Below are 25,588 nucleotides of genomic sequence, written 5' to 3'. Positions count from 1 at the left end.
CGCGAGGCTAGGAGCGGGGACGTTGCAAGGACGTTGCGGACGTTCGCAGGTCCCTGTGACCTGCCGGTCGAGTCCAAGGCGCGTGCGCCAAGCGTGAGCTTGGCGCCGACAGTTCGGACTCCAGCGCGCTCAGGCGTGCGCGCACGACCGCTGTGGGACGTACGGCGGCCAGCGCCCGCCAAACGTCGAGGTCGTCCTCGCCCCACGGCGCGCGGGCCCACTCCGCCAACAGGTCGGGATCACGGTGGGCGATGAGCGCCGCTCGCAGCCCGTCGGCGAGCCTGCGCCGCAACCGCACCACCGCCGGGGCCTCCGATCCCGGCAGCAACGGACCCGCGTACGCCGACGCGGCAGCCGTCACGGCGCCGGCACCGAGCCGCCGCTCGACGACCGAGACGTCGGACTCGACCGGTGCCGTCAGCCGGTAGGGGCGCGAGTTCAGCAGCCCCGGGCCAAGCAGCCGGCGCAGCCGGGTGAGTTCGGCGCGCAGGGTCACCGGGGTCACCGACTCGTCCTCGTACAACGCGCACAGCAACTCGTCGCCCGTCAGCCCTTCCGGGTGCCGGGCCAGCAGCACCAGGATCTCGCTGTGCCTGCGGCTGAGCCTGACCTTCCGGCCGCCCGCGACCAGTTGAGCCTCGTCGCGGCCCAGCGCGGACAGTTCGATGGTGTCGTCGGCTGCCTTCGGCGGTGCGAGCAGTGCCAACTGGGACTCCGCCGCCCGCGCCACCGCCTGGACGAAACCGAGACTGTGCGGATGCGCGAGCCCGTCCCCGCCGGTGATGTCGACCGCGCCGAGCACTCGCCCGGTACGTGGATCGTGCACCGGCGCCGCCGCGCACGTCCAAGGTTGGACGCGGCGGATGAAATGCTCGGCCGCGAACACCTGCACCGGCCGGTCCAAGGCGACCGCCGTGCCCGGCGCGTTCGTCCCGACCGAGGTCTCCGACCAGCGCGCACCCGGCACGAAGTTCATCCGCCCCGCCTGCCGCCGCGTCGCCGGATGGCCCTCGACCCACAGCAGCCTGCCCTGGGCGTCGCACACCGCCAGCAGATGCTCCCCGTCCGCCGCGAACGTCCCCATGAGCTCACGGAACAGCGGCATCACCCGGGCCAGCGGATGCTCCGCCCGGTACGAGCCGAGGTCACCGTCCGTGAGCTCCACGCTCGCGGTGCCGTCCGGTATGACTCCGGCCCGCGCCGAACGCCGCCACGAGTCGGCCACCACCGAGCGGACCGGCCGCGGCACCGTGCCCGCCTCGGTGAACGCCTTGTGGGCGCGGCGCAGGATCCGCACCCGCTCGACGGGATCGGCGCCCGGCTCCAGGGCCACCCATGGATCGGTCAACTCGGCCTCCCGGAAGGCGATGCGGCTGGGACCATCGTCACTCCCGGTGCGGGCACGGACAAGCGCTGCGACCGTCCCATCGGCTGGACGGTGCCTGGCAGGACCGTCACCTGGCCGGACGGGCAGGCACTCAGGCGAAGTTGACGAGCCTTATGAAGCGCGTCCAGTCCCAGTTCGGCCCCGGATCGGTGTGGTCGGAGCCCGGTACCTCGTAGTGGCCGATGATGTGCGCGCGGTCCTTGGGGATTCCGTATCTGGTGCAGATCGCCGCGGTGAGCTTGGCCGACTCCTCGTACAGGGCGTTGGTGAAGTAGGCGGGCTGGTCCACCCAGCCCTCGTGCTCGATGCCGATGCTGCGCGTGTTGTAGTCCCAGTTCCCCGCGTGCCAGGCGATGTTGCGCTCTCTCACGCACTGCGCCACATGCCCGTCGGCCGATCGCACGAGGTAGTGGGCGGACACCTTCTTCTGCGGGTTCTGGAAGATGGACAGGGTGTCGGAGTAGTTCTCCTGTGTGACGTGGATGATCACGTAGTCGAGCGGATAACTCGTCGGCCGGCTGGACGCCGTGTAGTTGGACGTGGTCGCCGGAGTCCATTCGGCGAGCGGATAGTCGACGGCTTCGGCCTGTGCCGTGGCCCGTGCGTCGGGGAGTAACGCGTACGGGAGGGCGGCGAGGGCGGCGCCTTTCAGGAGACGTCGTCGACTGGGGAACGATCTGGCCCGTTCCATGGGGAATCTGCCTTTCGGTGTGGTGGGGCGAATGCTCGGTGCCCGTTGCTTCACAGCCCGAGTGCCGCGACCCTTCCGCGAAGTTGTGTGTGCAGCCCGCGGTGCGTCTCACGTGCGGGCAGCCATTCCTTGCGGAGCTTGGCGACGCACGTGTAGTTGGTGTCGCAGACGTTGGCGAGCGGAGACTCGACCGCCTGGGTCGCGAACTGGTACGCGTCCAGCTCGCTGAATCCGTAGTCGCGCACCAGCCATCGCACCAGGTCGAGCTGGGATATCCGGAACGCGTCCTCCAGCGGGCGTGCCGACCCGGTCGAGATGATGTGGGTGTCGGATTCGATGCGGGGCCAGGGGGTGGCGATCCCCTTGAGCAGTTCGACGATCACCACTGTGTTCATCGCGCACTCGACGGCGACTCCGCAGGTCTCTCCCTCGCCCTGCCGCGCGTGCCCGTCTCCGAGGCTCAACAGGGCGCCCTCGACGTTCACTCCGAGATAGCAGGTGACGCCGGCCCGCATCTCCGGAGTGTCCATGTTCCCGCCGTGCGCGTCGGGCACCAGCGCGGAGCGCACCTCCAGGTTCGCGGGCGCCACGCCGACGGTTCCGTGCATCGGGTCCATGGGCAGCTCGATCTGGATGTCACTCTCACGCGCGCGGAACAGCGCCGTGCGCCGCTCCCGGTCGAGCTGCCAGATCCACACGGTCTCCGGCAGCGGCGGCTGCAGAGTGGCTGTGGTGTGGGTGGAGGTGAGCGCGCCGAAGAGGGGGACCGTCGTCGACGCCGCCCAGTCGCGGGCCGGTTCGATCGACACGAAGTGCACCGCGATTGTGTCGCCGGGTTCCGCTCCCTCCACATGGAAGGGTCCCGTCTGCGGGTTGAGGAAGGGGAACTCGCAGACCTCGGACACCAGGTCCTTCTCGGACCGCACCCGTCCGGCGAAGCAGTCCTCCGTGTACAGGTCGAGGACGGTGCCGGGCGTGATGCGCGCGACGGGCGGCGCGCCGCCGAACGTCCACGCGTACTCGCCCGGTTCGGGCCGCACAGCCAGGATTCGGGGGTCGCTCATGTCTGCACGGCTCCGCTCTGCCAAGGGTTCGGTGGTCCCGGACACGCTGCCGTCGGTCCGACGGCCGTGCCTCGCGTGAATCACGGTACGGCGCTTATCGGTTGAGCAGGGAAGACGCGCATGAATCAGTGGACCGGCGCGGGGTTGTGGACAACTCGGTCACCCGAAAGGGGGAACTGGTGTTCCGCGGCGCACGTTCTGACGCATACCGACCGCGGCAACGCCTACGCCGAGCGCCTACGCCGAGCGCCGTCGCCCGCGCCGCGACCGTGCTGCTACCGACCGCCCTGCCACGTCGTCCGTGCTGCGACCACCCCGCGCGACGACCGCCACCGCCCCGCTACGACCGCCCCGCCACCGCCGCTGGATCGTCGAGCACCGCCCGAACCACCGAATGCGCCGCGCCCAGCAGCGGTCCCTCCGGCCCCAGCCGCGAGACGGACACGGCACAGGCAGGGCCCGCCGTGCGCCGCGCCAACTCGCGTTCCAGTTCCGGCAGCAGCCACGGCGCGAGGCCGGAGAGCGCGCCGCCCAGCACGACGGTCTCCGGATCCAGCAGGTTGACCGCTCCGGTCAGCGCGATGCCGAGTGCGGTCCCGGCTCCGCGCAGCGCACGTCGTACGTCCGCGTCGCCCTGGGCGGCACGCGCGGCGAGGAGACCGACCCGGTCCGCGCCCGGTTCCAGGCCGGCGGCACGCATGACGGCCTCCTCACCCGCGTACTGCTCGAGGCAGCCGCGTCCACCGCAGGGGCACTGCGGCCCCTCCGGCCGGACCGGCACATGCCCCAACTCGCCCGCGAAACCGCGCGTTCCGCGCAGCAGGTGCCCGTCCACGAGCACCGCCGCGCCGATGCCGATCTCCGCCGACACATGCAGAAAGTCGCGGGGAGTCGCGTCGCCGAGCCAGAGTTCCGCGAGGCCGCCGAAGTTGGCCTCGTTGTCGACGGTCAAAGGCAGGTCTCCGGGCAGCAACGCGCCGAGGTCCGTGTCGTGCCAGTCGAGGTTGGGCGCGCGGACCACCGTCCGGGCGTCCCGCGCCACCAGGCCGGGCACAGCGACCGCGAGGCCCGCGGGCCACAGCCCTTCCCGCTCCGCCTCGGCGACGACCTGGCGGACCAGCGAAGTCAGTTCCGCGATCACGGGCTCGGGCGCCCGGCCGCGGTTCGTCCCATGCCGTACGGCCTTCGCCCGCACCTCACCGCGCAGATCGACCGCGCACACCGCGAGATGATCGACGCCCACTTCCGCGCCGATCCCCGCGGGACCGTGGCCGCTGACGGCGAGCGCCGAGCCGGGTCGCCCCACCCGCCCCGGCCGCTCGGGTCCCAGCTCTTCGAGGAGCCCCGAGCGGATCAGCTCGTCCACCAGCGTCGAGACGGCCGCTCGTGTCAGCCCGATGCGCGAGGCGACGGCGGCACGCGACAGTGGCCCCTCGGCGTTGACCGTGTGCATGACCCGGGAGAGGTTGCGGCGGCGCATGCCCTGCTGGGTGTCGGGCAGGCGGCGGCCGGAACCGGTCGGATGGGCCTCGTGCAGCGGTGCGGTCATGCCTCCGTCAGTCCTCGTCCGGCCGGTCCCCAGCCATGTCGGTGCGGTCCTCGTCAGTGCCTGTCCGGCTCCCGCTCCAGCAGCGGGGCCGCGTCGGAGAGTACCCCGGCGATCCTCGCGAGCGTCTCCTCGTCCCGCTCCACGGTGTCGAACACGGGCCCACGGGCCGTGTTCCAGCGGCGGGCTACCGCGGCCGGGTCCTCTCCGGTCAGCAGCCCCGCAGCCTGCGCGGCGGCGCCAAGGGCGACCAGTTCCTTGGCTTCCGGTACCTGAACCGGCCGCCCCGACAGACGGCGTACGGTCTGCTGCCAGGCTGTGCCCTTGGCGCCCCCTCCGATGAGCAGCAGCGGCACGGAGCGGTCGGCGTCCGCGTCGAGCACCAGGTCGAGGGCGCCGAGCAAGGAGTGGACCGCGCCGTCGTACGCCGCCTGGAGCAGCTGTCCGCCGGTCGTGTCGTGCCGGAGCCCGTGCAGCAGCCCCGAGGCGTGCGGCAGGTTCGGGGTGCGCTCACCGTCCAGGTAGGGGAGCAGCGTCACGCCCGTGCTGGGCTCGACGGCCTCGCGGTCGCGGCCGAGCAGTGCGGCGATACGGTCGACGGCGAGCGTGCAGTTCAGGGTGCAGGCCAGCGGGAGCCAGTCGCCGCGTGCGTCGGCGAAGCCCGCCACGGTGCCGGTCGGGTCGGCGGGATGCCTCGTCGAGACGGCGTAGACCGTGCCGGAGGTGCCGAGGCTCAGCACCGGAGTGCCGGGGCGCAGCCCGAGCCCGAGTGCGGCGGCCGCGTTGTCACCGGTGCCGGCGGCGACGAGCGTGCCTCTGGAGAAGGGCAGCCCACCCTTGGAATGCACGGTTCCGGCAACCTCGCCGGGCCGGACGACGCGGGGGAGCAGGGCAGGGTCGAGGCCGACGTGGGCGAGGATCTCGTCGTCGTACGCCTCTGTCCCGGATGCCCACCAGCCCGTGCCGGAGGCGTCGCCGCGGTCGGTGGTGCCCTCTCCCGTGAGGCGTTCGGTGAGGTAGTCGTGGGGCAGGCGCACGGACGCGGTCGCGCGGACGGCGTCGGGTTCGTTCTCGGCCAGCCAGGCCCACTTCGTGACCGTGAAGGAGGTGCCCGGCACGCTGCCGGTGCGCTCGGCCCAGGCCTTCGGGCCGCCCAGCTCCGCCACCAGTCGGCGGGCCTGCGGCGCCGACCGCACGTCGTTCCACAGCAGGGCAGGCCGTACGGGTTCGCCCTGGGCGTCGAGCGTGACCAGCCCGTGCTGCTGGCCACCGATCGACACCGCTGCGGCCTCGCGCGCCGCGTCGCCGCACTGGTGCAGCGCCTCACAGAGCGCGTCCCACCACTGCCGTGGGTCGCTCTCGCGGCCCGATCCGGTGGTGACGGTGTGCGGCGCCTGTCCGCTCGCCACCACCTGTCCGGTCGACGCGTCGACGACCAGGGCCTTGGTGGACTGGGTGGACGAGTCCACCCCGACGACGAGCGGGCCCTCGGCTGCTGACATCGGGTTCTCCCTCTTCCGCGGCTCCGCGGGATCGGCCTGTTTTCGGGTGCTCCGGACCACTGTGGCCTGGATTTCGCACCTCGTCCTTGTGCTGACTCACGTTGTCTCTTCCCAGAGATGCCTCCGCATACTAATTTGTTAAGCGCCATGACGAAATAGTCGGAGCAAGCGAGGAGCCGCGTTATGAACTACCAGCCCACCCCCGAGGACAGGTTCACCTTCGGCCTGTGGACCGTCGGCTGGCAGGGAAGGGACCCGTTCGGCGACGCCACCCGGCGCGCCCTGGACCCGGTCGAGTCGGTGCAGCGCCTGGCCGAGCTCGGCGCCTATGGAGTGACCTTCCACGACGACGACCTGATCCCCTTCGGGTCCTCGGACAGCGAGCGCGAGTCCCACATCAAGCGGTTCAGGCAGGCCCTCGACGCGAGCGGCATGAAGGTGCCGATGGCCACCACGAACCTCTTCACGCACCCCGTCTTCAAGGACGGCGCGTTCACCGCCAACGACCGTGACGTACGTCGCTACGCGCTGCGCAAGACGATCCGCAACATCGATCTGGCCGTCGAGCTGGGCGCCGAGACGTACGTCGCCTGGGGCGGCCGTGAGGGCGCCGAGTCCGGCGCCGCCAAGGACGTACGCGTGGCCCTTGACCGCATGAAGGAGGCCTTCGACCTCCTCGGCGAATACGTGATCTCTCAGGGGTACGACCTGAAGTTCGCGATCGAGCCGAAGCCCAACGAGCCGCGCGGCGACATCCTGCTGCCCACGGTCGGCCATGCCCTGGCGTTCATCGAGCGCCTGGCGCGTCCTGAGCTGTACGGCGTCAACCCCGAGGTCGGCCACGAGCAGATGGCCGGGCTGAACTTCACGCACGGCATCGCGCAGGCCCTGTGGGCGGGCAAGCTCTTCCACATCGACCTCAACGGCCAGTCCGGCATCAAGTACGACCAGGACCTGCGCTTCGGGGCGGGCGATCTGCGCTCCGCGTTCTGGCTGGTCGACCTCCTGGAGACGGCCGGTTACGCCGGGCCGAAGCACTTCGACTTCAAGCCGCCGCGGACCGAGGACCTCGACGGCGTATGGGCGTCGGCGACGGGGTGCATGCGCAACTACCTGATCCTGCGCGAGCGCACGGCCGCCTTCCGTGCCGACCCCGAGGTCCAGGACGCGCTGCGCGCCTCGCGCCTGGACGAGCTGGCGCAGCCCACCGCCGCGGACGGCATCAAGGGACTGCTCGCGGACCGCGCGTCCTTCGAGGACTTCGACGTGGAGGCGGCCGCCGCGCGCGGGATGGCCTTCGAGCACCTGGACCAGCTGGCCATGGACCATCTGCTGGGTGCGCGAGGCTGATCCGCGGGGAGGGCGGGGCAGCTCCTGGTGGGTGCAGGCCCCCGCTTCCTTCTGCTGATCTCTGCGCGGAAGTTTCCGGAATCGTGCGATCCATTGCATGGGTTCGTATCAACTTCCGCGCAGGGGTCGCCTCATGACCGCTTCGAGGCGACTCTTGACGGTATGGCCATGCCGCCCTTACCGCCCCAGCCTCCTCGGCCGCCGGGAGAAACGCCGGGAGAACCACCGCCTTCCGGAGGCGGTGGTTTCGGCCCACCGTCGTCAGGAGGCTACGGGCCTCCACCCGCCGGCTCCGGTGGCTATGGTCCGCCTCCAGGTGACTCCGGCGGCTACGGTCCTCCTTCGGAGGGCGGCGGTTGGCCGCCCGGACAGGGCGGGGGCGGCTGGCAGCCACCACCGCCGCCCGGGTCACAAGGTGGGCCAGGCGGTCATCGTGGAGGGCGGCGCCGCAACGTGCTGTTCCTCCTGCTCGCCGTGATCGTGGGCCTCGGAATCATCGTCGCCGTGGCGTTGGCGGCCACCGGCGGTGACGGCGATCAGGACAAGAAGTCACCCACTGAGAGCGGCGGGAGCACGGGGTCGCCCACTCCGTCGTTCAGCATCCCGTCCGAACTGCCCAGCGAACTCCCGTCGCTGCCCTCGGAGCTGCCCAGTGAACTGCCGTCCCTGCCCTCGGAGTTGCCGAGCGGCCTGGAGTCGCTCATTCCGAGTCTGGCGGACGACGAAGTGCCGTTCTACTTGCTGAGGACAGGCGATTGTTTCGACACGAACGACAGCCTGCCCGGGCAGGCCGCCAAGCGCTCCTGCGGCACACCGCATGACGCCGAGGTCGTGAAGGTGGCCGAACTCAACGGCAGTTACACGACGGAAGCCGCCCTCAAGAAGGCCGCGTCGGCCCTGTGCGAAGCCTCTCTGGAACGCAAGGCGGCCCAGCAGCCCACGGGCACGGTACGCGGCACCCTGGTGCAGTACCCGGACCCCGGCGGCTACGAAATCGGCATCGACAGCGTCGCCTGCAGCCTGGCCGCCGACATCGGCAGCGGCACGCACAAGCTCACCGAGCCGCTGACGTGAGCGGCACGCGTGCGTGGCCGTCGTTCACGGCTCACGCGCGCGTGGCGCACCGAAACGGCTCCCTGGGGGTCAGATTCCGCGAGGCAGCCGCACGTAAGTGACGGTCGTCTCGATTCCGCTGTCCACCAGTCGGCCCTGCGCGTCGAAGGCGCCCGTCCCGTCGGTCATCCCGAAGTCGTTGTCGTTGATGAGGGCGAGCGTGTTGTCGTCCACGCGCGCGACGCCCTCGATCTTGCCGGGCACTCCGTCGACCGTGCCGAGGTCCACGACCAGGCTCTTGCGCAGCACCGGGATGCCGGAGGCCGCCGGGTCGTCGAGCTGCTCCAGGGAGGGGGACGTCGTGTCGCTGTCCCACGGGCCGCCGAGGAGGTTCGCGCTGCTGGTGAGCTTGACCGTCTGCAGGCGCGCCGCCTTGTCGGTGCGCTCTTCGACGAGCAGCTTGTCGCGGCCGACGGCCACCACGGAGGAGATCTTCAGCTCGGACGTGTCGTCCTCGCTCGGGTCGACCACGTTCACGGGGTCGAAGCGGTACGCGTACTCGGCGGTGACGGCCCGCTTCTTCGGCGAGAAGCGCAGCAGCCGCGTCGTGAGCGAGGCGTCCCCAGTGTCGCCGTCCGGCAGTGAGAGCGGGCTCTGGACGGCCACCACCAGGTCACCGCCGGGGAGCAGGGCGAGACCCTCGAAGCCGCGGTTGATCTTCCGGTGCAGCAGGATGGAAGGGAGCGCCTCGACGACCGGGTAGTCCGTGCCCGTGAGGTTCAGCCCCTTGGGCACGTAGCGCGTGAGCACCTTCCCGCGCGCGGAGACATGCAGCAGCGACGGGCCGTACTCGTCGACGAGCCAGAACGAGCCGTCCTCGGCCCGCACGATGCCCTCGGTGTCGACACCGTTCGGGTTGTACGTGAGCGGGGTCTGCGCGTTGTAGGAGTACGGCGCCTCGTCGCGCCCCGCCTGGTTGGACAACCCGGTGACGGGCTTCCCGCCGGACGTGGTGATCGGGATCGCGTCGAGCACCTTCACGGTGTCACCGGACACCCGGATCTTCACGATGGCAGGGTCGAAGCCGGGCACCGGGAACGTGCGGCGCTTCGTGCCGTCCACCTTGATCTGGCCGTTGGGCCCGCGGTCGGTGACCGTCCAGAACTCGCCCTTGCGCCCTGTCGGGTAGATGTCGCTGCCGATGCCACCGAGGTCCACACCTCGGTCGTCGGCCACGGTGCCGGGCAGCAGCGTGTTGCTGAACGTGCCCAGCGGGATGTCGCCGAGCGTCGCGGTGCGCGTGACCCGCGGCAGTGACGGGTGGCCCTCCGCACTCGCCGTACCGGCCACCACGAGGGAGGCCACCACGGCGAGCGGCAGGCCCGCGGCGACGGATCGGTGGACGCGGCGCCGGCCGACGGCGTGCGGGGACATCTGGCCTCCTGGGGCACAAGTTCGGTGACAGCGGCCAGAGTTCGCCCCGGCACCGAACGCCGCGTGACTCCAGGATGAACGTGGCGCGTCAACCAGTCATCGGGTCGCCGCTCAGGTCCCCTTCCATCAGGGCGAAAGCTGTCGCGGGATCCCCGGTCGCCGGTCCCGCGGGACTCCATCGGCCATGCTCCTTGCGATAGGGCCACCACCGTCCGTCGAGCCCCAGCCGCAACTGAGTCGCCGCGTCGACCGCGGTCCAGCGGTTGCGCGTGGCACGCAACCGCGGCCGCTCGTCCTCGTCCCAGGCCGACTCCAGGGCCGCACGCGCGCGTGCCAGCGATTCCGCCTCCACGGCCCAGTCGTCCTCAAGGACGGACAGCGCGGCGACACCCCCGTACCGCCAGGCCCGTACCGCGAGTTCCAGCTCCTCGCGGTCGCGACCCGAACCCTCGGCGAGCCGCTGGATGATCGCCCTCTCCGGGTGGTCGGCGGCCATCCGTACCGCATCCTGGGCGAGCGTCAGCTCGGCCTCGACCGCCTGCTGTCCGTGCCCGGAACGGAGCGCCTCGGCGAGCAGCAGAAACGCCTCGCCCGCGGTCGCGGCTGCGAGGAACTCCAAGGCGGCCGGGTCGACTTCGGCAGGCGGAGCGGCCTCCGTGTCCAGGGAAGGCGGCTGCCCCGGCCCCTCGGGCAACACCGGAAGGGCCGGCAGCGGCGGAAGGATTCCCCCGACCGCGTACACCTCGGCGGCGTCCACGCCTTCCGGAGGGAGGTCCGGCGCTTCCGCCGACTCCTGTGCGGGGGCGCTGCTGCGCGCCTGCAGCTCATCCAGCAGGGTGCGCTCGTCCCGCCCCCGCATCAGCAGCAGGACGAACGGATCCTGGTCCAGCAGTCGCGCCATCTGGTAGCAGAGCGCGGCCGTGTGTCCGCAGTGGTCCCAGGCGCCGCAGCCGCACTCCGCCTCCAGATCGCCGAGTCCCGGCAGGAGTTCCACGCCGGCGGCCGCCGCGTCCTCCACCAGGTGCGGCGGCATGTCGCGGTCGAGGAGCGCGGCGATGTGCCCGGCGCGTTCGACGGTCATGCCGAGGAAGCGGTCCCACTGGTCCTCGGACAGTTCCTGAAGCAGCACGTCCGCCCGGTGCGCGGTGCCGTCGCGGTCCTGTACGACGGCCGTGATGCGCCCGGGACGCACCGAGACGGCGCCGACCGCGCCCGCGCGCGCGAGCCTGCGGCCCGTCTTCACCGGCTCCGAGTCCAACGCCGCGTCCTCCAGGGCCTGCAGCCAGGCCCGGCCCCACCAGGTCTGCGCGAAACCCCGCCCGTGCGCGGGCGGCAGCGCGGCAAACGTGCGCTCATCGTTCCGATCCGTCATCGTGCGCCCCCTCGCAGCTCCACCAGGTCGGCCAGTTCGGCATCGGTCAGCTCCGTGACCGCCGCCTCCCCGGCCCCGAGCACCGCGTCCGCCAACCGCTGCTTGCGCCGCAGCATGTCGGCGATCCGGTCCTCGATGGTCCCCTCCGTGATGAACCTGTGCACCTGCACGGGCCGGTTCTGGCCGATGCGGTACGCGCGGTCCGTCGCCTGCGCCTCGACGGCTGGATTCCACCAGCGGTCGTAGTGCACGACATGTTCGGCCCGCGTCAGGTTCAGCCCCGTGCCCGCCGCCTTCAACGACAGCAAGAAGACAGGGATTTCGCCCGCCTGGAAGCGGTCCACCATCGCCTCACGCTCGTTGATGGGAGTCCCTCCGTGCAGGAACTGAGTCGACACACCGCGCGCCGCCAAGTGACTCTCGATGAGACGCGCCATCCGCACGTACTGCGTGAAGACCAGAACGCTCGCTCCCTCGGAGAGGATGGTGTCCAGCAGTTCGTCGAGCAGCTCCAGCTTCCCGGACCTGCCCGGGATCTTCGGCCGGTCCTCCTTGAGGAACTGCGCCGGGTGGTTGCAGATCTGCTTCAGCCCGGTCAGCAGCTTCACGATCAGGCCGCGCCTCGCCATGCTGTCCGCGCCCGAGATCTCCGCGAGGGTCTCGCGCACCATGGCTTCGTACAGTCCGGCCTGCTCCTTGGTGAGCGACACGGCGCGGTCGGTCTCGGTCTTCGGCGGCAGTTCGGGCGCGATACCTGGGTCCGCTTTGCGGCGGCGCAGCAGGAACGGTCGTACGAGCTGGGCGAGCCGTTCGGCCGCCGCGGGGTCCTGGCCGCCCTCGACGGCCTGCGCGTACCGAGTCCGGAACGTACCGAGCCTGCCGAGGAGACCAGGAGTCGTCCAGTCGAGGATCGCCCACAGCTCCGAGAGGTTGTTCTCCACCGGGGTGCCGGTGAGCGCCACACGCGCGCGTGCGCCGATCGTGCGCAGTGCCCGTGCCGTCGCCGAGTAGGGGTTCTTCACGTGCTGGGCCTCGTCGGCGACGACCATGCCCCACGTCACCTCGGCGAGCCGCGGCGCGTCGAGCCGCATCGTGCCGTACGTCGTGAGGACGAACTCCCCGCCGGCCAGGCCCTCAAGGCTGCGCCGAGAGCCGTGGAAACGCCGTACAGGGATGCCAGGGGCGAACTTCTCGATCTCGCGCTGCCAGTTGCCCATCAAGGAGGCCGGACAGACCACGAGTGTGGGGCCCGCGGTCGGCTCGTCGCTCTGCCGGTGCAGATGCAGGGCGATCAGTGTGATCGTCTTGCCCAGGCCCATGTCGTCGGCGAGACAGCCACCCAGTCCCAAAGAGGTCATCCGGGCGAGCCAGTTGAGCCCCCGTAGCTGATAGTCCCGCAGCGTCGCGGCGAGCGCCGCGGGCTGCCCGACCGGCTCCTGCGCCTCCGGGTCCGCCAGCCGCTCGCGCAGCGTCGCCAGCCACCCTGTGGGCCGTACGTCGACCCGGAGGCCGTCGACCTCCGTCGAGCCCGTCAGAGCGGCACCCAGCGCGTCGATGGGTGTGACCTTGCGGTCCTGCTGGGCCTGGGCGCGGCGCACCTCCTGCGGGTCGACCAGCACCCACTGGCCGCGCAGCCGCACCATGGGCCGGTTCGATTCGGCGAGCCGGTCCAGTTCCTGTCGGGTGAGCTGCTGATCGCCCAGTGCGAACCACCAGTTGAAGGCGAGCAGCGCGTCCGCCGACAGGAACGAGGGCGTGTCCGACGAGGCCTTGGCCGGACCCTTGTCGTCGTCCGGCGGACCGATGACCGCGCGTGCGGTCAGCTTCTGTGCCAGCTCCTTCGGCCAGTGCACGTCGACGCCCGCGAACGTCAGCATGCGGGCGCCTTCGCCGAGCAGTTCAGTGACTTCCTCGTCGGCGAGTTCGACGGCCTCCGGCACGGCTGCCGAGAGCAGGGGAGCCAGCGGGGCCCAGGCCCGGACCGCGCGACGCAGCGCGAGCAGGGCGTCCATCCGCGCGCGCGGGCCGAAGGCCGAGGACCCGGCCCAGACGGCGGAGGCGTCCGCGACGAGGGCCGGATCGCTCACGCTGTGGACCTGCGGCACCACGTGGAAGGACAGGCGCGTCTCGTCCGACACTGCCGACGCGAGTCCCGGTACCTCGACGCGCAGGGAGATCCGTACGTCCGCGTCGTGCCCCGCGGCGATGTCCGCGGCCCAGGCGCGCTGCTCCGGCACATGCTGCGGCTCAGGCGCGGCGAAGGCCCGACCGCCCGCCACGAGCGCCGCCGCGGGCGAGCGGGGCAGCGCGTCGGCGACCGCGTCGAGGAAGGCCCGCAACAGCCGCTCCGGATCGGGCAGCCGCAGCGGTCCGGCGCCCACCAACGGCACCGCGTGCGCCTGGGGCGGCATCGCGGCCGCCAGCTCACGGATCCGCTCCAGATCGTCCGCACGCAGTGGGCCCGCACGCCATGCGTCGTGGTCTTCGGCGGTCAGTCCGGGCAACAGCAGTCCGCGGGCGGCGAACTGGAGGGCCAGCACGGCGGCCGCGCCCCAGAACGAGGTCGCCCGGTGCGCCTGCGCGGCGGCACGCGCGCGCGTGAGCACCGGCAGCGCGGCGCGTACGGGAAGGAACACGGCGGGTACGGTCACGAGGTCGACGTCCTCACCCGCGGGCAGGACGACGGTCAGATCCTCGGCGGAGCCGGACGCCACCTCGGGAGGAGCGTCGCCGTCCGGGTGCCAGAAGGCGACGCTGCCGGTGCGGGACGGATCGGCGGGCACGAACACGGCACAGCAGCGGGCCAGTTCAGCGATCTCGGCGGGAGTTGCAGCAGGAATCCTCTGCACAGCGATGGCGCATTCCTCAAATTTGACTACCGGGGGCCGGTCGCCGAGGGTACAGCACTCCGGGCGCCGGGCGGGAACGGTGAGTCGTGGCGTGGGTCACTAAATACCAGGGGGTGTAGGCAGCCCCCCTGGCGGGCGGGGGAGGCCCCCGCATCAACACGGGTGGTGGCGCCATGGTCGCCGATGGTCACTGATTCGTACGTTTCATCAGGTCAACCCGTTTCTCCAGAGACCGGAGACCCGCCATGCCCCAGCTCGCCGCAGCCGTCGCGGAACATCCGCCCGGGACGGCCCCGGGAAGCGACTTCGCGCCCCTCCTGCGAGCCGTCAAGGGTGAGGGCCTCCTGAAGCGGCGCCATGGCTGGTACGCGCTCACGATCGCCGTCAACGCGTTCTCCCTGGCCGCCGTCGTCACCGCCGTAGCCCTGACCGGCGACTCCTGGTGGACGTTGCTCCTCGCCCCGCTCCTGGCCGTTCTCTCGGCCCGGACGGCGTTCATAGGCCACGACGCGGGCCACTCCCAGATCACCGGCAACAAGCCCGCCGGACGTCTGATCGGCCTGCTCCACGGCAATCTGCTGCTGGGAATGAGCTACTCCTGGTGGAACGACAAGCACAACCGCCACCACGCCAACCCGAACCACATCGACAAGGACCCGGACGTCGTCGCCGACATCCTGGTGTTCACCAGCGAGCAGGCCCGGGGCAGGGCCGGGTTCCGGCGCTGGCTGACTCGCCACCAGGCCTGGCTCTTCTTTCCGCTCACCCTTCTCGAAGGCGTCGCCCTGAAGGTGCACGGTTTCCAGGACCTTCGTCGGCAGCCGCCGCGTGAGCGGACCGTGGAAGCACTGCTGCTGGTGACCCATGTCGTCGCGTACGCGGCCCTGCTGCTCACCTCCATGTCCCTCGGCAAGGCGCTCGCATTCGCCGCCCTCCACCAGGCACTGTTCGGCCTGCACCTGGGCATGGCCTTCGCGCCCAACCACAAGGGCATGGAGATGCCCGACCCGGAGGGCGATCGCTGGGGACATCTGCACCGCCAGGTGCTCACCTCACGCAATGTCCGTGGTGCCGCCCTGACCGACTGGTTTCTCGGTGGCCTCAACTATCAGATCGAGCACCATCTGTTCCCCAGCATGCCCCGCCCACATCTGCGGCTCGCGCAGCCTCTGGTGCGCGCGCATTGCCGAGAGTTGGGTATCCCCTATGTGGAGACCGGGCTCGTCGACTCCTACCGGCAGGCCCTGGGCCACATGCACGAGGTCGGAGAGCCCCTCAGGGTTGGCTAGGGGTCGGGCCTCAGGGTCGTATCAGGGTCTCGTTCCGGAACCGTGGGAGGCACGGACCCGTTCTCAGGACAGAGAGCGGCAGTAGCCGCAGAGGAGGCGACACATGTCGAAGAACGCGAAGATCGCCGTAGGGGGTGTGGCGGTCGGGCTTCTCCTGTTGATCTGGCTGCCCTGGTGGGCCGCCTTCCTGATCGTGGTGGGAGTCCCGGCGGCCGCATACCTGGCGCTGGACCCCTCGCAGCGGCGCAGGCTGCGCCGCGTCACGCGCAAGGAGATCGGCCGCTGAGGCGCCACCGACCTGGCACGTCTCCGCCCAGCGCGCCGGAGCCGGGCGCAGCATCGCTCGCGGGCCTGCCATCGGCATGATCCGCGAGCGGTGATGCGCGCCTGACTCACCCGCGGGGTGGGCAAGCGCGCTTCCTCACCCGCGGGGTGGGCAAGCGCGCTTCCGCTGACAAGACACAGGGCCGTGCAACCGGGGCATCGCGCGGCGCGGTAGCTCAGCTGGGGCGTACCGCCAGCTTGTCGAGGGCCTCCAGGAGGCCGGGCAGCTCCGGCCCGCGGCCGACCGGCAGGACTTCTCCGGGCTCCTCGTCGAGGAGGACGAAGGCGATGTCGTCGGTCCTGGCGACCAAGGACCAGCCGGGGCCGTCGGCGCGCAGGGTCCGGGCGTCGCTCGTGGCGAAGGCCGAGCGGACGCGACCGAGCGGGGGTGGCGTGTCCACGTAGGAGCGCGCCTCCGCCAGGACCCGGCGGATACCACTGGGTGCCTCCGCGTCGGCGCTCTCGGTCTGGTCCTGAGGATCCTGAGAGACGTCTTCGGTCTGTGTCCTGGCATCCGGTTCGGTCTGTGCCCCGGCGTCCGGCTTCACGAAGTCGGCGTCATCGATCTGCTCCCGCCAGATCGCCCACTGCAGCGCGATCTCGTCGGCGCCGAGGCGCCGTTGAGCCGGGCCCCACGTGGTGGTGTCCGGCGGGCGCAGCGGGGGCCGCTCCGTGAACTCGGGCCCGGGGTCGTGGGGATCCGGCACTCCCGGGGCCTGGACGGCGACCTCAAGGGGCCAGCCGGGCAGTGCGGAGACGACCGTGCGTTCGTCCGGCGACAGATCGTGCTCCATTCCGCAGTCCCAGGACGCGATGGCGACGGCGACGAGCGAGACGTCGTCGATGACGACCGTCCACCGCGCACCGTCGCCGTCCTGGCCGATCACCAGACCGTATCCGTCGGCGAGCGGTGCCAAGTCGAGCGCCGCGCAGGCCGCCGGGTAGTCGTCTCCCAGCACACTGGGGAACTTCGCCGGTGTCAGCAGCACCGCAGTCAGCACGTACAGCGCGTCGTCGTCCCCGGTGGCGATGGCGTCATCGTCCGTCCCGGCCATCCCAGCCTCCCCATTGCTACATCCGTCGGCGCACCCTAATGCGACCGCAAGGCGCTTGTCACGAGGCCCAAGCGCTCGCGGAGCTGCAGCTATCCGGCTGGACAGGGGCGAATCGACCGTCCGGGGCGGTCGCGGGTCACACGGCGGGCAGTCCGAGCAGCGTCCGTGCCACTGTCTGCGGCGACTCGTCGCGTTCTCGCGCCAGGGCGATGACGGCCCGGCAGGCCAGCTCGTTCACGCCGAACGACAGGGCTTCCGGCGACACCCAGGCCGCTGCCTCTTCGATCTGGTCCTGATCGTCCTCCGCGCACGCCGACACATACACAGCGGCCGCCTCGAACAAGTTGTGCGTACTTTTCTCCGGCCGTCGTATCGCGGGCTGTTGCCCTTCCTCGGGCCGCTCGGCCGTCTTCTTACGCCACGTCTTGCGGAGTCTGCCGAACATACCGGACATCTGGCCGCCTTCCCCCTGTGGAGCCCGCGCGGGCCGTCGCTCATCGGTCAACCAATGCTACTCAACGTAGAGTTGGAGCCTCGGCGGCAGAAGGGGGTCGTCCCGGTGAAGCGCTACGAACGACTCGAACAGATCCGGCGGATGGACCCGGTGAGGGACGCGTCGCAGATCTACCGGCTCACCGCCGCGTACGAATTCCCCTGGGACTTCACCCGAGCTCTGGAACTGGCTCTCTACCGCACCTATGCCGTTCCCAGTATCGGCCGGCTGCTCGCCGAGACGGCGGAGCTCACCGACCGCGCACAGAAGCGCTACGACGACACGGTGCTGCTCCTCGACACCGTCGTCGAGCACGGCTTCGACGGGGACGACGGCAGAACCGCGATCCGCCGGATCAACGAGATGCACCGCAGCTACGACATCAGCAATGAGGACATGCGGTACGTGCTCTGCACGTTCGTGGTGATGCCCAAGCGCTGGACCGACCTCTACGGGTGGCGCAGGATGTCGCGGCACGAGATCGTCGCGTCCAGCGTGTACTACCGCACGCTGGGGCGGCACATGGGCATCAAGGACACTCCGGTTACCTACGAGGACTTCGAGACCTGTCTCGACGCCTACGAAGAGGCCCATTTCGGATGGGACGAGAGCGCGCGCCGAGTCTCCGACGCGACCCTGGAGCTGATGACCTCCTGGTACCCGCGCCCGCTCGCACCACTGTTGCGGGTGTCGACGCTCGCCCTGCTCGACGAGCCGCTGTTGCAGGCCTTCCGGTACGAGCCTCCGGGTGCCGCCACGCGTGCGCTGGTCCGCCGAATGGTGCGGATGCGCGGGCGCCTGGTGCGCCTGATGCCGCCGCGCCGCGCCCCGCACTTCGCGCGGCAGAACCGGGAGATCAAGGGCTATCCGAACGGCTACCGGGTGGCCGAGCTGGGCACCCGTCCGGTGCCCGGCGTGCGGGGCTGCCCCGCCTCGCCGGCCTCACCTGCCGCTCCTGTCGAGTGAGTCGATCGTGGCTCGCAGCCAAGCCAGTTCGGCCGTGCTGGTGGCCCGCGCGATCGTGAGGATGCCACGCCGGAAGGGGTCGTCCAGCTCCTCGGCGCGCAGCGGCCTGTCGCCGTCGTAGAAGAAGCTCGCCGGCTCCTCCAGGAAGGTGAGCCTGCGTCGCAGCACGACGGCCTGGGCCGCCGGGTCTTCCAGATGTCTGAGGAAGGCGAGCACCGTGAACCAGCGGTTCTCGTCGGTGATGTCGCGCCGCGCCGGTTCCGCGAGCCTTCGGCGCAGGTCGCCTCTGCCCTCCTCCGTGAGTGTCAGGACATGACGTGGGGCCGCCACGGAGCCGGGCTGGGTGGCCCGCGCCAGCAGGCCGGCCGTCTCCAGGCGCTTGATCGCGGGATACAGCGTGCTCTCCGCCACGGGCTTCACATGGCCTGTCAGTGCGGTGATGCGCTTGCGCAGCTCATAGCCGTGCAGCGGGGCGTCGTACAGGAAACCAAGGATGGCCAGTTCGAGCATGCTCACATTCTGCCGCACTCTCGCTGTACATCGCTTCATCTATACCTCGGTTCCGATGTATTCTCCTGGAGGTGCGAGAGACGATGACGCGACACATGAGGAGAGTGCGATGAAGCAGGCCGAGTTCGACGGCAAGGGAAGCCACATCCGCTGGACGGAGGCGGCGGGCGTCGAACCGGCACGCGTGTACGTCCATGGGCTGGGGGCCGCATCGACCGTCTACAACGCGCACATCGCGGCCCGGCCCGAACTGGCAGGCCGCCGAACCCTGTTCGTCGACCTGCCCGGCCACGGCATCAGTGACAGGCCCGCGGACTTCGGCTACACACTGGAGGATCACGCCGACGCGCTGGCGGCGGTTCTGGACGCCGCCCAACTCATCGGGGCGGAGCTCGTCGCGCACAGCATGGGCGGCGCCGTCGCCATCGTGCTCGCCCACCGGCGGCCGGACCTCGTCTCACGGCTGGTCCTCACGGAGGCCAACCTCGACCCGCAGCCCCCGGTCAAGGCGGGCAGCAGCGGCATCGCCTCCTACGAGGAGGACGACTACGTCGAAAACGGCGGCCACGCGCGCGTGCTCGACAAGGTGGGTCCCTCCTGGGCGGCGACCATGCGCCTCGCCGACCCCCGTGCCCTGTACCGCACGGCGGCCGGACTCATGCGCGGCACGAACCCCACGATGCGCGACATGCTCCGGGAGCTGACGGCGGACCGCGTCTACCTCCAGGGCGAGCTGAGCGGCGAACTCCCGGGCAGGGAAGGTCTGGAGGCGGCCGGCGTACGGGTGGTGACCGTGCCCGGCGCCGGGCACAACGTCATGTTCGACAACCCCGACGCCTTCGTGGCGGGGGTCGCCGGAAGGGCCTGAGGCGTCAGTCGCGGCGTACGGCCAGCGCCAGGAAGCGGGCGTCCTCGTCGACGTACGAGGTCATGTCCCAGCCGGCGCCGGCTAGCAGGGGGTGGAGGTTGGCCTCGTCGCGCAGGTCGTCCGGGGTGATCCGCCGGCCCTGGCGGGCCGCGAGTGCCGCCCGGCCGATCGGGTGGAAGAGCGCCAGGGTCCCGCCGGGCCGTACGACTCGTGCCAACTCCCGCAGGTTTTCGCCGGGGTTCGGCAGATGGGCGATGAGGCCCGCCCCGAACACGGCGTCCAGCGTCTGTGCGCGCAACGGCAGCGCGGCGACGTCGGTGAGCAGCAACTGTCCCTCGCTGTCCCGTCCGGCCCGTACGGCGGCCTCCAGCATGGCCGGGGTCAGATCGGCCCCGAGCACCACTCCGGAGGGCCCCACGGCCGCTCGCAGCGGCGGCAGGGCACGCCCGGTGCCGCAGCCCGCGTCTAGGACGCGGTCGCCCTCACGCAGCCCGACTTCGGCGACCGCTGCGGCGTACGCGGGGCCGTCGTCGGGGAACCGGGTGTCCCAGTGCGCCGCGCGCGCCCCGAAGAACTCCTGGACATGTGTGTGGTGGTCGCTCATGTTCCGCATGATCCCTCACCGACACGAAGTACGACGCGGCGCACATGTTCGAGCGTGCCGCGATCGTTGAGTTGCACGTCTCCGTCATATTTCAACACCTTTCGAAATGCGCCCTCTTTGTGCGCCCCTGCCCGGACTAGCGTCCCTGGGCCATGGGACACCTGGACCACGCCGCCTTCGGCTGGCTGACCCCCGTGCTGTCGTACGCGATGGCCTGCATCGGCGCTGCCCTCGGGCTGCGCTGCACCGTCCGAGCGCTCGGCGCCACCGGCCGGTCGCGCCGCAACTGGCTCCTCACCGCGGCCTCCGCGATCGGCACCGGTATCTGGACGATGCATTTCGTGGCCATGCTGGGCTTCAGCGTCACCGGTACGGAAATGCGCTACAACGTGCCGTTGACCATCCTCAGCCTGCTCGTCGCCATGGTCGTCGTCGGCGCGGGCGTCTTCGCCGTCGGCTACGGCCGCGACCGGGGCCGAGCCCTCGTCCTCGGCGGGCTCACCACAGGGCTGGGCGTCGCGAGCATGCACTACCTGGGCATGGTCGCGTTGCGGCTGCACGGCGACGTGCACTACGACCCGGCGCTCGTCGGGCTCTCCATCGTGATCGCCGTGGTCGCGGCGACCGCGGCCCTGTGGGCGGCACTCAACATCAAGTCGCCGGTGGCCGTCGCTGTCGCCTCCCTCGTCATGGGAGGGGCCGTGAGCAGCATGCACTACACCGGAATGATGGCGGTCAGCGTGCGCGTCAGCCCCTCCGGCGAGGTCCTGCCCGGGGCCACGGCGATGCAGTTCATCTTCCCCCTCGCCGTCGGCCTCGGGTCCTATCTCTTCCTGACATCGGCGTTCGTCGCGCTGTCGCCGACGACCGGTGAGCGCGAGGCGTCCGCTTCGGCCCAGCGGCCGGTCGAGAGCGTCGCCCGCTGACGGCGGCCCCGGAGTCATGACCGACCGGAAGGCACGTCCCGAACCATCGAGCGAGGAGGCCATGCGTACACCCCGTAGGACCCCCAAACCCGGCGCCGAGCAGCCGCCCCAGGCCCCGGCGCGCGGTCGGCGTGCGCACGCGGGCCCGCCGGCGGACGAGCGCGCGGACACCGACGAGACCGCCACCGGGGCACTGCCAGAGGCACCCCCGCGCGCCGGCACGTGGCGCATCCGCCCCCGTACCGTTCGGGCCAAGATCGTCTGCCTGCTGATGGTGCCGGTCGTCTCGCTGCTCGCGCTGTGGGCGTACGCAACAGTGACCACCGCCCAGGACGTCGCACGGCTACGGCAGTTGCAGAGCGTGGACTCGACGGTCCGGGCCCCGGTCGACGCCGCCGTCGCCGCTCTCCAGACCGAACGCGCGGCCGCCGTCCGGTACGCGACCGCCCCTGCCACCCAGCAGGAGAGCGACCTCAAGGAGCTCGCCAGGCGCACCGACCGGGCTGTGGCGAAGCTGCGACTGGGCGAGCACGACACCGTCGCCAGCGGCGCGGACCTGCCCGCCGGAGTGGCCACGCGTCTCGACACCTTCGTCACCGGAGCCGAGCAACTGCGGACCCTGCGCACCGCCGTGCTGGAGCGCCGTGCACCATGGGACGAGACGTACAGGACATACACCAGGACCATCTCGACGGCCTTCGCCGTGGGCGGCGCGCTCACCGGCATCCAGGACGCCGATCTGGGCTCCGACGCGCGCGTGCTGCTCGAATTCTCCCGCGCCGGGGAAGCGCTCGCCCAGGAGGACACGCTCCTGGCCGGCGCCCGGCTCGCCAGGACCCTCGACGGCGAGCGACTGCGGCTGTTCACCGGGGCTGTCGAAACCCGCCGCACGCTGACCGACGCGGCTGTGGCGGATTTCGGCGGGCCCGAACGGGCCGCCTGGCGCGACCTCGTGGAAGGGAGCGCGTACGCCGACGTGGGCGCGGTCGAGGACAAGGTGCTCGCGTCCCCATCCGGCGGCAAAGCGATCTCTGCCGCGCCGGAGGCCGGCTGGAACACCGCCCACGCGCGCGTGCAGGACGGAATGCGGACGATCGAGGCGAACGCGGGCCGCGGTGTCGCGGACCGGGCGGACCCGTTCACGCGCGGGCTGCTCACACCGGCCGGTGCCGCGGTCCTGTTCGGACTCGCCGCTGTCATCGCGTCGCTCGTCATCTCCGTACGCATCGGACGCGGACTCGTCGTCGAGTTGGTGAGCCTGCGCAACAGCGCCCTGGAGATCGCGCGCCGCAAACTCCCGCAAGCCATGCGCAAACTGCGCGCCGGAGAGGAGATCGACGTCCGCGCCGAGGCCCCGCCCGGGCCGCCCGCGGAGGACGAGGCCGGACAGGTCGCGGAAGCCCTGGGCACCGTGCACCGAGCCGCCCTGCGCGCCGCCGTCGAACGCGCCGAACTCGCCAGCGGGATCTCCGGGGTCTTCGTCAATCTCGCTCGCCGCAGCCAGGTTCTCGTGCACCGCCAACTGAGCCTGTTGGACAGCATGGAGCGCAGGTCCGACGACCCGAACGAGCTGAGTGACCTGTTCCGGCTCGACCACCTCACCACACGTATGCGGCGCCACGCGGAGAGCCTGATCATCCTCTCCGGGGCCGCGCCCGGCCGGGCCTGGCGAATGCCGGTCTCGCTGACGAATGTGGTCCGCGCGGCCGTCTCCGAAGTCGAGGACTACGCGCGCGTGGAGGTGCGACAACTCCCCGAGGCGCTCGTGGTGGGCGGCGCGGTGGCCGACCTCACCCACCTCCTGGCGGAGATCGTGGAGAACGCCGCCCAGTTCTCGCCGCCGCACACCCGAGTCCGGGTCACCGGCGAGCCGGTCGGCAACGGCTACGCAGTGGAGGTCGAGGACCGGGGACTCGGTATGGGCAAGGAGACGCTCGCCGAGGCCAACCGGCGGATCGAGCAGTCCGAGACCCTCGACCTGTTCGACAGCGACCGGCTCGGCCTCTTCGTGGTCAGCAGGCTCGCGGCCCGCCATGGCATCAAGGTGCACCTGCGGACCTCGCCCTACGGCGGCACCACCGCGGTCGTTCTGCTGCCCACAGCACTGCTGCACGGCGGTGCGGCGGAACGTTCCCCCCGCAGGGGCGACACCGAAAGGCCCGCGGAACGCGAGTACGCGCGGGTGACGGCCGCCCCTGAGCAGGACTCCGTCCAGGCCATCACCGAGCGGCCGGCACTGGTGCCCCCCATCCAGACCGCCGTCGAAGCCCCGGCGAACGGTTCGCCCGAAAACCCCCCTCCCGGAGTCACCACTTTGCGGCTGCACCGACCCCCGGACGACGCCGAAGAGTCCGACCTCCCTCGGCGTGTACGGCAGGCGAACCTCGCGCCCCAACTGCGCGAACAGCGTTCCGAGGAGCCGGTGCAAGCGGCGGATGACCAGGCCGACGACAAGCGCACCCCCGAAGTCGTACGGGACCGCATGTCGGCCTACCGCGACGGCTGGGCGCGCGGGGGCGGCAGGTCACCCGGCCTCCGTGCCACACCCGACCCCGAAGCGGCCAGCGACAGCAGCGAAGGAGACCCCGCATGATCCAGGATCCGAGCATGAGGGCCGCCCAGCAGTCCGGCGAACTCGACTGGCTGCTGGACGACTTGGTGCTGCGTGCGGCTGAGGTGCGGCACGCCGTGGTGCTGTCCAACGACGGACTCGCGGTGGGTGCGTCCACCGCCCTGCGGCGCGAGGACGCGGAACACCTCGCGGCCGTCGCCTCCGGCTTCCACAGCCTGGCCAAAGGTGCAGGCCGTCACTTCGGCGCCGGAGGCGTGCGTCAGACGATGGTGGAGATGGACGACGGTTTCCTGTTCGTGGCGGCCGCAGGTGACGGCTCATGCCTCGCTGTCCTGACCGCCGCGACAGCCGACATCGGCCTGGTGGCGTACGAGATGGCGCTGCTGGTCAAGCGCGTCGGCGAACACCTCTACACACCGCCGCGCGTTGGCGCACAACCGCCTGCCGCCGGATGACCGAGGACGGTCGGTGCAGATGACCGAGAACATGCCGGGCGCCTCTCCGCATGAGGGCAGCCAGTGGTACGACAACGAGGCCGGACCTCTCGTCCGCCCCTACGCGATGACGGGCGGCCGCACAAAATCCGGCCCCACGGGCGTGCACTTCGACCTGATCGCCCTCGTCACGCTCGACACGGGTGCACCCGGCGTCGACGACGACACTTCACTGGGGCCGGAGCACCGGGCCCTGATCGAGCTGTGCCGTATCGAGACGCAATCGGTGGCCGAACTCTCCGCTGACGCCGACCTGCCGGTGGGCGTGGTCAGGGTGCTTCTGGGCGATCTCCTGGAACTGGGCTGCGTCTCCGTGAGCCGCCCGGTGCCGCCCGCCCAACTGCCCGACGAGCGGATCCTCCGCGAGGTGATCGAGGGACTGAGGGCGCTCTAGATGAACCAAGTCGGATTGTCCTGCGCTCTTTTGCCGACACATCCGGGTACCAAATGGGGTGCCTGTCGGCCGCAACGGTCAATAGCGGTCCAATCCTTCGAAAGGGTCCTGCAGTTGCCATGATGCTGACTTCGCGCACCCGCACAGATGTACCGACCCGGAATCCGTACGGACGTACCCACGCCGACCGTTGCCGGCACACCCGAGAGAAGTGATCGATGGTCTCCGAGAACTCCGATGCCTCGGATGGTGACATGACCGCCCTGGCATTGAAGATACTGGTCGCCGGCGGATTCGGCGTGGGCAAGACCACCCTGGTCGGCGCGGTCAGTGAGATCAGGCCGCTGCGCACCGAGGAGCTGCTGAGCGAGGCGGGACAGTCGGTGGACGACACCGACGGCGTGGACCAGAAGGTCACGACGACCGTCGCCATGGACTTCGGGCGTATCACCATCAGGTCCGGTCTCTCGCTCTACCTCTTCGGAACCCCCGGTCAGGACCGGTTCTGGTTCCTGTGGGACGAGCTGTCACAGGGCGCCCTGGGCGCCGTCGTCCTCGCGGACACCCGGCGGCTCGAGGACTGCTTCCCCGCGGTGGACTACTTCGAGCACCGGCACATCCCGTTCGTGGTGGCCGTCAACTGCTTCACGGGCGCCCGTGCTTACGGCGCACAGGACGTGTCCCGCGCCCTCGACCTCGACCGGGGTACGCCTGTGGTGCTCTGCGACGCCCGTGACCGGGACTCCGGGAAGGAGGTGCTGATTCGTCTCGTCGAGTACGCCGGGCGGGTACACACCGCCCGGCTGCTCGACTCCGTCGGCTGAGCCACGTCGCGGCCCCTCCTG

At 70.9% G+C, this 25,588-nt stretch carries 23 protein-coding genes; 11 read left to right on the top strand and 12 right to left on the bottom strand.

Going from position 1 to position 25,588, the window contains the following annotated elements; genetic code table 11:
- Positions 1 to 7 precede the first annotated feature (7 nt).
- From OG219_RS07530 to xylB, 5 genes are all read right to left on the bottom strand, one after another.
- The gene (locus OG219_RS07530; protein ID WP_266824155.1) at positions 8 to 1,348 is read right to left on the bottom strand and encodes a helix-turn-helix domain-containing protein; all 1,341 of its coding nucleotides are present in this window, start codon (positions 1,346 to 1,348) and stop codon (positions 8 to 10) included.
- 130 nt (positions 1,349 to 1,478) lie between these two features.
- Entirely contained in the window at positions 1,479 to 2,078 is a 600-nt protein-coding gene (locus OG219_RS07525; protein ID WP_266824153.1) for an N-acetylmuramoyl-L-alanine amidase, read from the bottom strand.
- 50 nt (positions 2,079 to 2,128) lie between these two features.
- Positions 2,129 to 3,142 (bottom strand): acetamidase/formamidase family protein, encoded by a 1,014-nt coding sequence (locus OG219_RS07520; protein ID WP_266824151.1) that lies wholly within the window; start codon positions 3,140 to 3,142, stop codon positions 2,129 to 2,131.
- Between the two features lie 340 nt (positions 3,143 to 3,482).
- Positions 3,483 to 4,691 (bottom strand): ROK family transcriptional regulator, encoded by a 1,209-nt coding sequence (locus OG219_RS07515; RefSeq protein ID WP_266824149.1) that lies wholly within the window; start codon positions 4,689 to 4,691, stop codon positions 3,483 to 3,485.
- 53 nt (positions 4,692 to 4,744) lie between these two features.
- A complete protein-coding gene (gene xylB / locus OG219_RS07510; RefSeq protein ID WP_266824147.1) occupies positions 4,745 to 6,190 on the bottom strand; it encodes a xylulokinase in 1,446 nt (481 codons plus the stop codon).
- A gap of 183 nt (positions 6,191 to 6,373) precedes the next feature.
- Here xylB and xylA point away from each other — a divergent pair, with 183 nt between their 5' ends.
- Together xylA and OG219_RS07500 are read left to right on the top strand one after the other, a co-directional pair.
- Positions 6,374 to 7,540, top strand: coding sequence for a xylose isomerase (gene xylA / locus OG219_RS07505; protein WP_266824145.1), 1,167 nt, complete (start codon positions 6,374 to 6,376; stop codon positions 7,538 to 7,540).
- 453 nt (positions 7,541 to 7,993) lie between these two features.
- Positions 7,994 to 8,614 carry a hypothetical protein gene (locus OG219_RS07500; protein WP_266824143.1) on the top strand — a complete coding sequence of 207 codons (621 nt, stop codon included), beginning with the start codon at positions 7,994 to 7,996 and terminating at the stop codon, positions 8,612 to 8,614.
- Between the two features lie 69 nt (positions 8,615 to 8,683).
- Here OG219_RS07500 and OG219_RS07495 read toward each other — a convergent pair whose 3' ends face one another.
- The 3 genes from OG219_RS07495 to OG219_RS07485 form a co-directional block, all read right to left on the bottom strand.
- Positions 8,684 to 10,027 carry an esterase-like activity of phytase family protein gene (locus OG219_RS07495; RefSeq protein WP_266824141.1) on the bottom strand — a complete coding sequence of 448 codons (1,344 nt, stop codon included), beginning with the start codon at positions 10,025 to 10,027 and terminating at the stop codon, positions 8,684 to 8,686.
- A gap of 88 nt (positions 10,028 to 10,115) precedes the next feature.
- Positions 10,116 to 11,399 carry an SWF or SNF family helicase gene (locus OG219_RS07490; protein ID WP_266824139.1) on the bottom strand — a complete coding sequence of 428 codons (1,284 nt, stop codon included), beginning with the start codon at positions 11,397 to 11,399 and terminating at the stop codon, positions 10,116 to 10,118.
- Positions 11,396 to 14,248 carry a DEAD/DEAH box helicase gene (locus OG219_RS07485; protein WP_266824137.1) on the bottom strand — a complete coding sequence of 951 codons (2,853 nt, stop codon included), beginning with the start codon at positions 14,246 to 14,248 and terminating at the stop codon, positions 11,396 to 11,398. The genes OG219_RS07490 and OG219_RS07485 overlap by 4 nt, the downstream gene beginning before the upstream one ends.
- Positions 14,249 to 14,493: 245 nt before the next feature.
- On the opposite strand from OG219_RS07485, the gene OG219_RS07480 reads away from it, so the two are divergent.
- Both OG219_RS07480 and OG219_RS07475 read left to right on the top strand, forming a co-directional pair.
- The gene (locus OG219_RS07480) at positions 14,494 to 15,537 is read left to right on the top strand and encodes an acyl-CoA desaturase (RefSeq protein WP_266824135.1); all 1,044 of its coding nucleotides are present in this window, start codon (positions 14,494 to 14,496) and stop codon (positions 15,535 to 15,537) included.
- A 103-nt stretch (positions 15,538 to 15,640) separates the two neighbouring features.
- On the top strand, positions 15,641 to 15,823 hold the full coding sequence (locus OG219_RS07475; protein WP_266824133.1) for a hypothetical protein: 183 nt from the start codon (positions 15,641 to 15,643) through the stop codon (positions 15,821 to 15,823).
- A gap of 214 nt (positions 15,824 to 16,037) precedes the next feature.
- Here the strand turns inward: OG219_RS07475 and OG219_RS07470 are convergent, their stop codons facing one another.
- Both OG219_RS07470 and OG219_RS07465 read right to left on the bottom strand, forming a co-directional pair.
- On the bottom strand, positions 16,038 to 16,916 hold the full coding sequence (locus OG219_RS07470) for a hypothetical protein (RefSeq protein WP_266824132.1): 879 nt from the start codon (positions 16,914 to 16,916) through the stop codon (positions 16,038 to 16,040).
- 136 nt (positions 16,917 to 17,052) lie between these two features.
- A complete protein-coding gene (locus OG219_RS07465) occupies positions 17,053 to 17,361 on the bottom strand; it encodes a hypothetical protein (RefSeq protein WP_266836028.1) in 309 nt (102 codons plus the stop codon).
- 114 nt (positions 17,362 to 17,475) lie between these two features.
- On the opposite strand from OG219_RS07465, the gene OG219_RS07460 reads away from it, so the two are divergent.
- Entirely contained in the window at positions 17,476 to 18,375 is a 900-nt protein-coding gene (locus OG219_RS07460) for an oxygenase MpaB family protein (protein WP_266824130.1), read from the top strand.
- Here OG219_RS07460 and OG219_RS07455 read toward each other — a convergent pair.
- Positions 18,352 to 18,885, bottom strand: coding sequence for a PadR family transcriptional regulator (locus OG219_RS07455; protein ID WP_266824128.1), 534 nt, complete (start codon positions 18,883 to 18,885; stop codon positions 18,352 to 18,354). The genes OG219_RS07460 and OG219_RS07455 overlap by 24 nt on opposite strands.
- A 109-nt stretch (positions 18,886 to 18,994) precedes the next feature.
- On the opposite strand from OG219_RS07455, the gene OG219_RS07450 reads away from it, so the two are divergent.
- Positions 18,995 to 19,753 (top strand): alpha/beta fold hydrolase, encoded by a 759-nt coding sequence (locus OG219_RS07450; protein ID WP_266824126.1) that lies wholly within the window; start codon positions 18,995 to 18,997, stop codon positions 19,751 to 19,753.
- Between the two features lie 4 nt (positions 19,754 to 19,757).
- Here OG219_RS07450 and OG219_RS07445 read toward each other — a convergent pair whose 3' ends face one another.
- On the bottom strand, positions 19,758 to 20,357 hold the full coding sequence (locus OG219_RS07445) for a class I SAM-dependent methyltransferase (RefSeq protein WP_266824124.1): 600 nt from the start codon (positions 20,355 to 20,357) through the stop codon (positions 19,758 to 19,760).
- Between the two features lie 152 nt (positions 20,358 to 20,509).
- Here OG219_RS07445 and OG219_RS07440 point away from each other — a divergent pair, with 152 nt between their 5' ends.
- From OG219_RS07440 to OG219_RS07420, 5 genes are all read left to right on the top strand, one after another.
- Positions 20,510 to 21,283: an MHYT domain-containing protein gene (locus OG219_RS07440; RefSeq protein ID WP_266469052.1), complete on the top strand. Its 774-nt coding sequence runs from the start codon at positions 20,510 to 20,512 to the stop codon at positions 21,281 to 21,283.
- 61 nt (positions 21,284 to 21,344) lie between these two features.
- On the top strand, positions 21,345 to 23,876 hold the full coding sequence (locus OG219_RS07435) for a sensor histidine kinase (protein WP_266824122.1): 2,532 nt from the start codon (positions 21,345 to 21,347) through the stop codon (positions 23,874 to 23,876).
- The gene (locus OG219_RS07430; RefSeq protein WP_266824120.1) at positions 23,873 to 24,310 is read left to right on the top strand and encodes a roadblock/LC7 domain-containing protein; all 438 of its coding nucleotides are present in this window, start codon (positions 23,873 to 23,875) and stop codon (positions 24,308 to 24,310) included. Before OG219_RS07435 ends, OG219_RS07430 begins: the two co-directional genes overlap by 4 nt.
- Before the next feature lie 19 nt (positions 24,311 to 24,329).
- Positions 24,330 to 24,743, top strand: a complete 414-nt coding sequence (locus OG219_RS07425) for a DUF742 domain-containing protein (RefSeq protein ID WP_266824118.1) — start codon at positions 24,330 to 24,332, stop codon at positions 24,741 to 24,743.
- Between the two features lie 218 nt (positions 24,744 to 24,961).
- A complete protein-coding gene (locus OG219_RS07420; protein WP_266824117.1) occupies positions 24,962 to 25,567 on the top strand; it encodes an ATP/GTP-binding protein in 606 nt (201 codons plus the stop codon).
- Positions 25,568 to 25,588 lie beyond the last annotated feature (21 nt).

Source organism: Streptomyces sp. NBC_00038, assembly GCF_026343635.1.
Lineage (GTDB): Bacteria > Actinomycetota > Actinomycetes > Streptomycetales > Streptomycetaceae > Streptomyces.
This window is presented reverse-complemented; position numbering and strand designations above follow the sequence as displayed.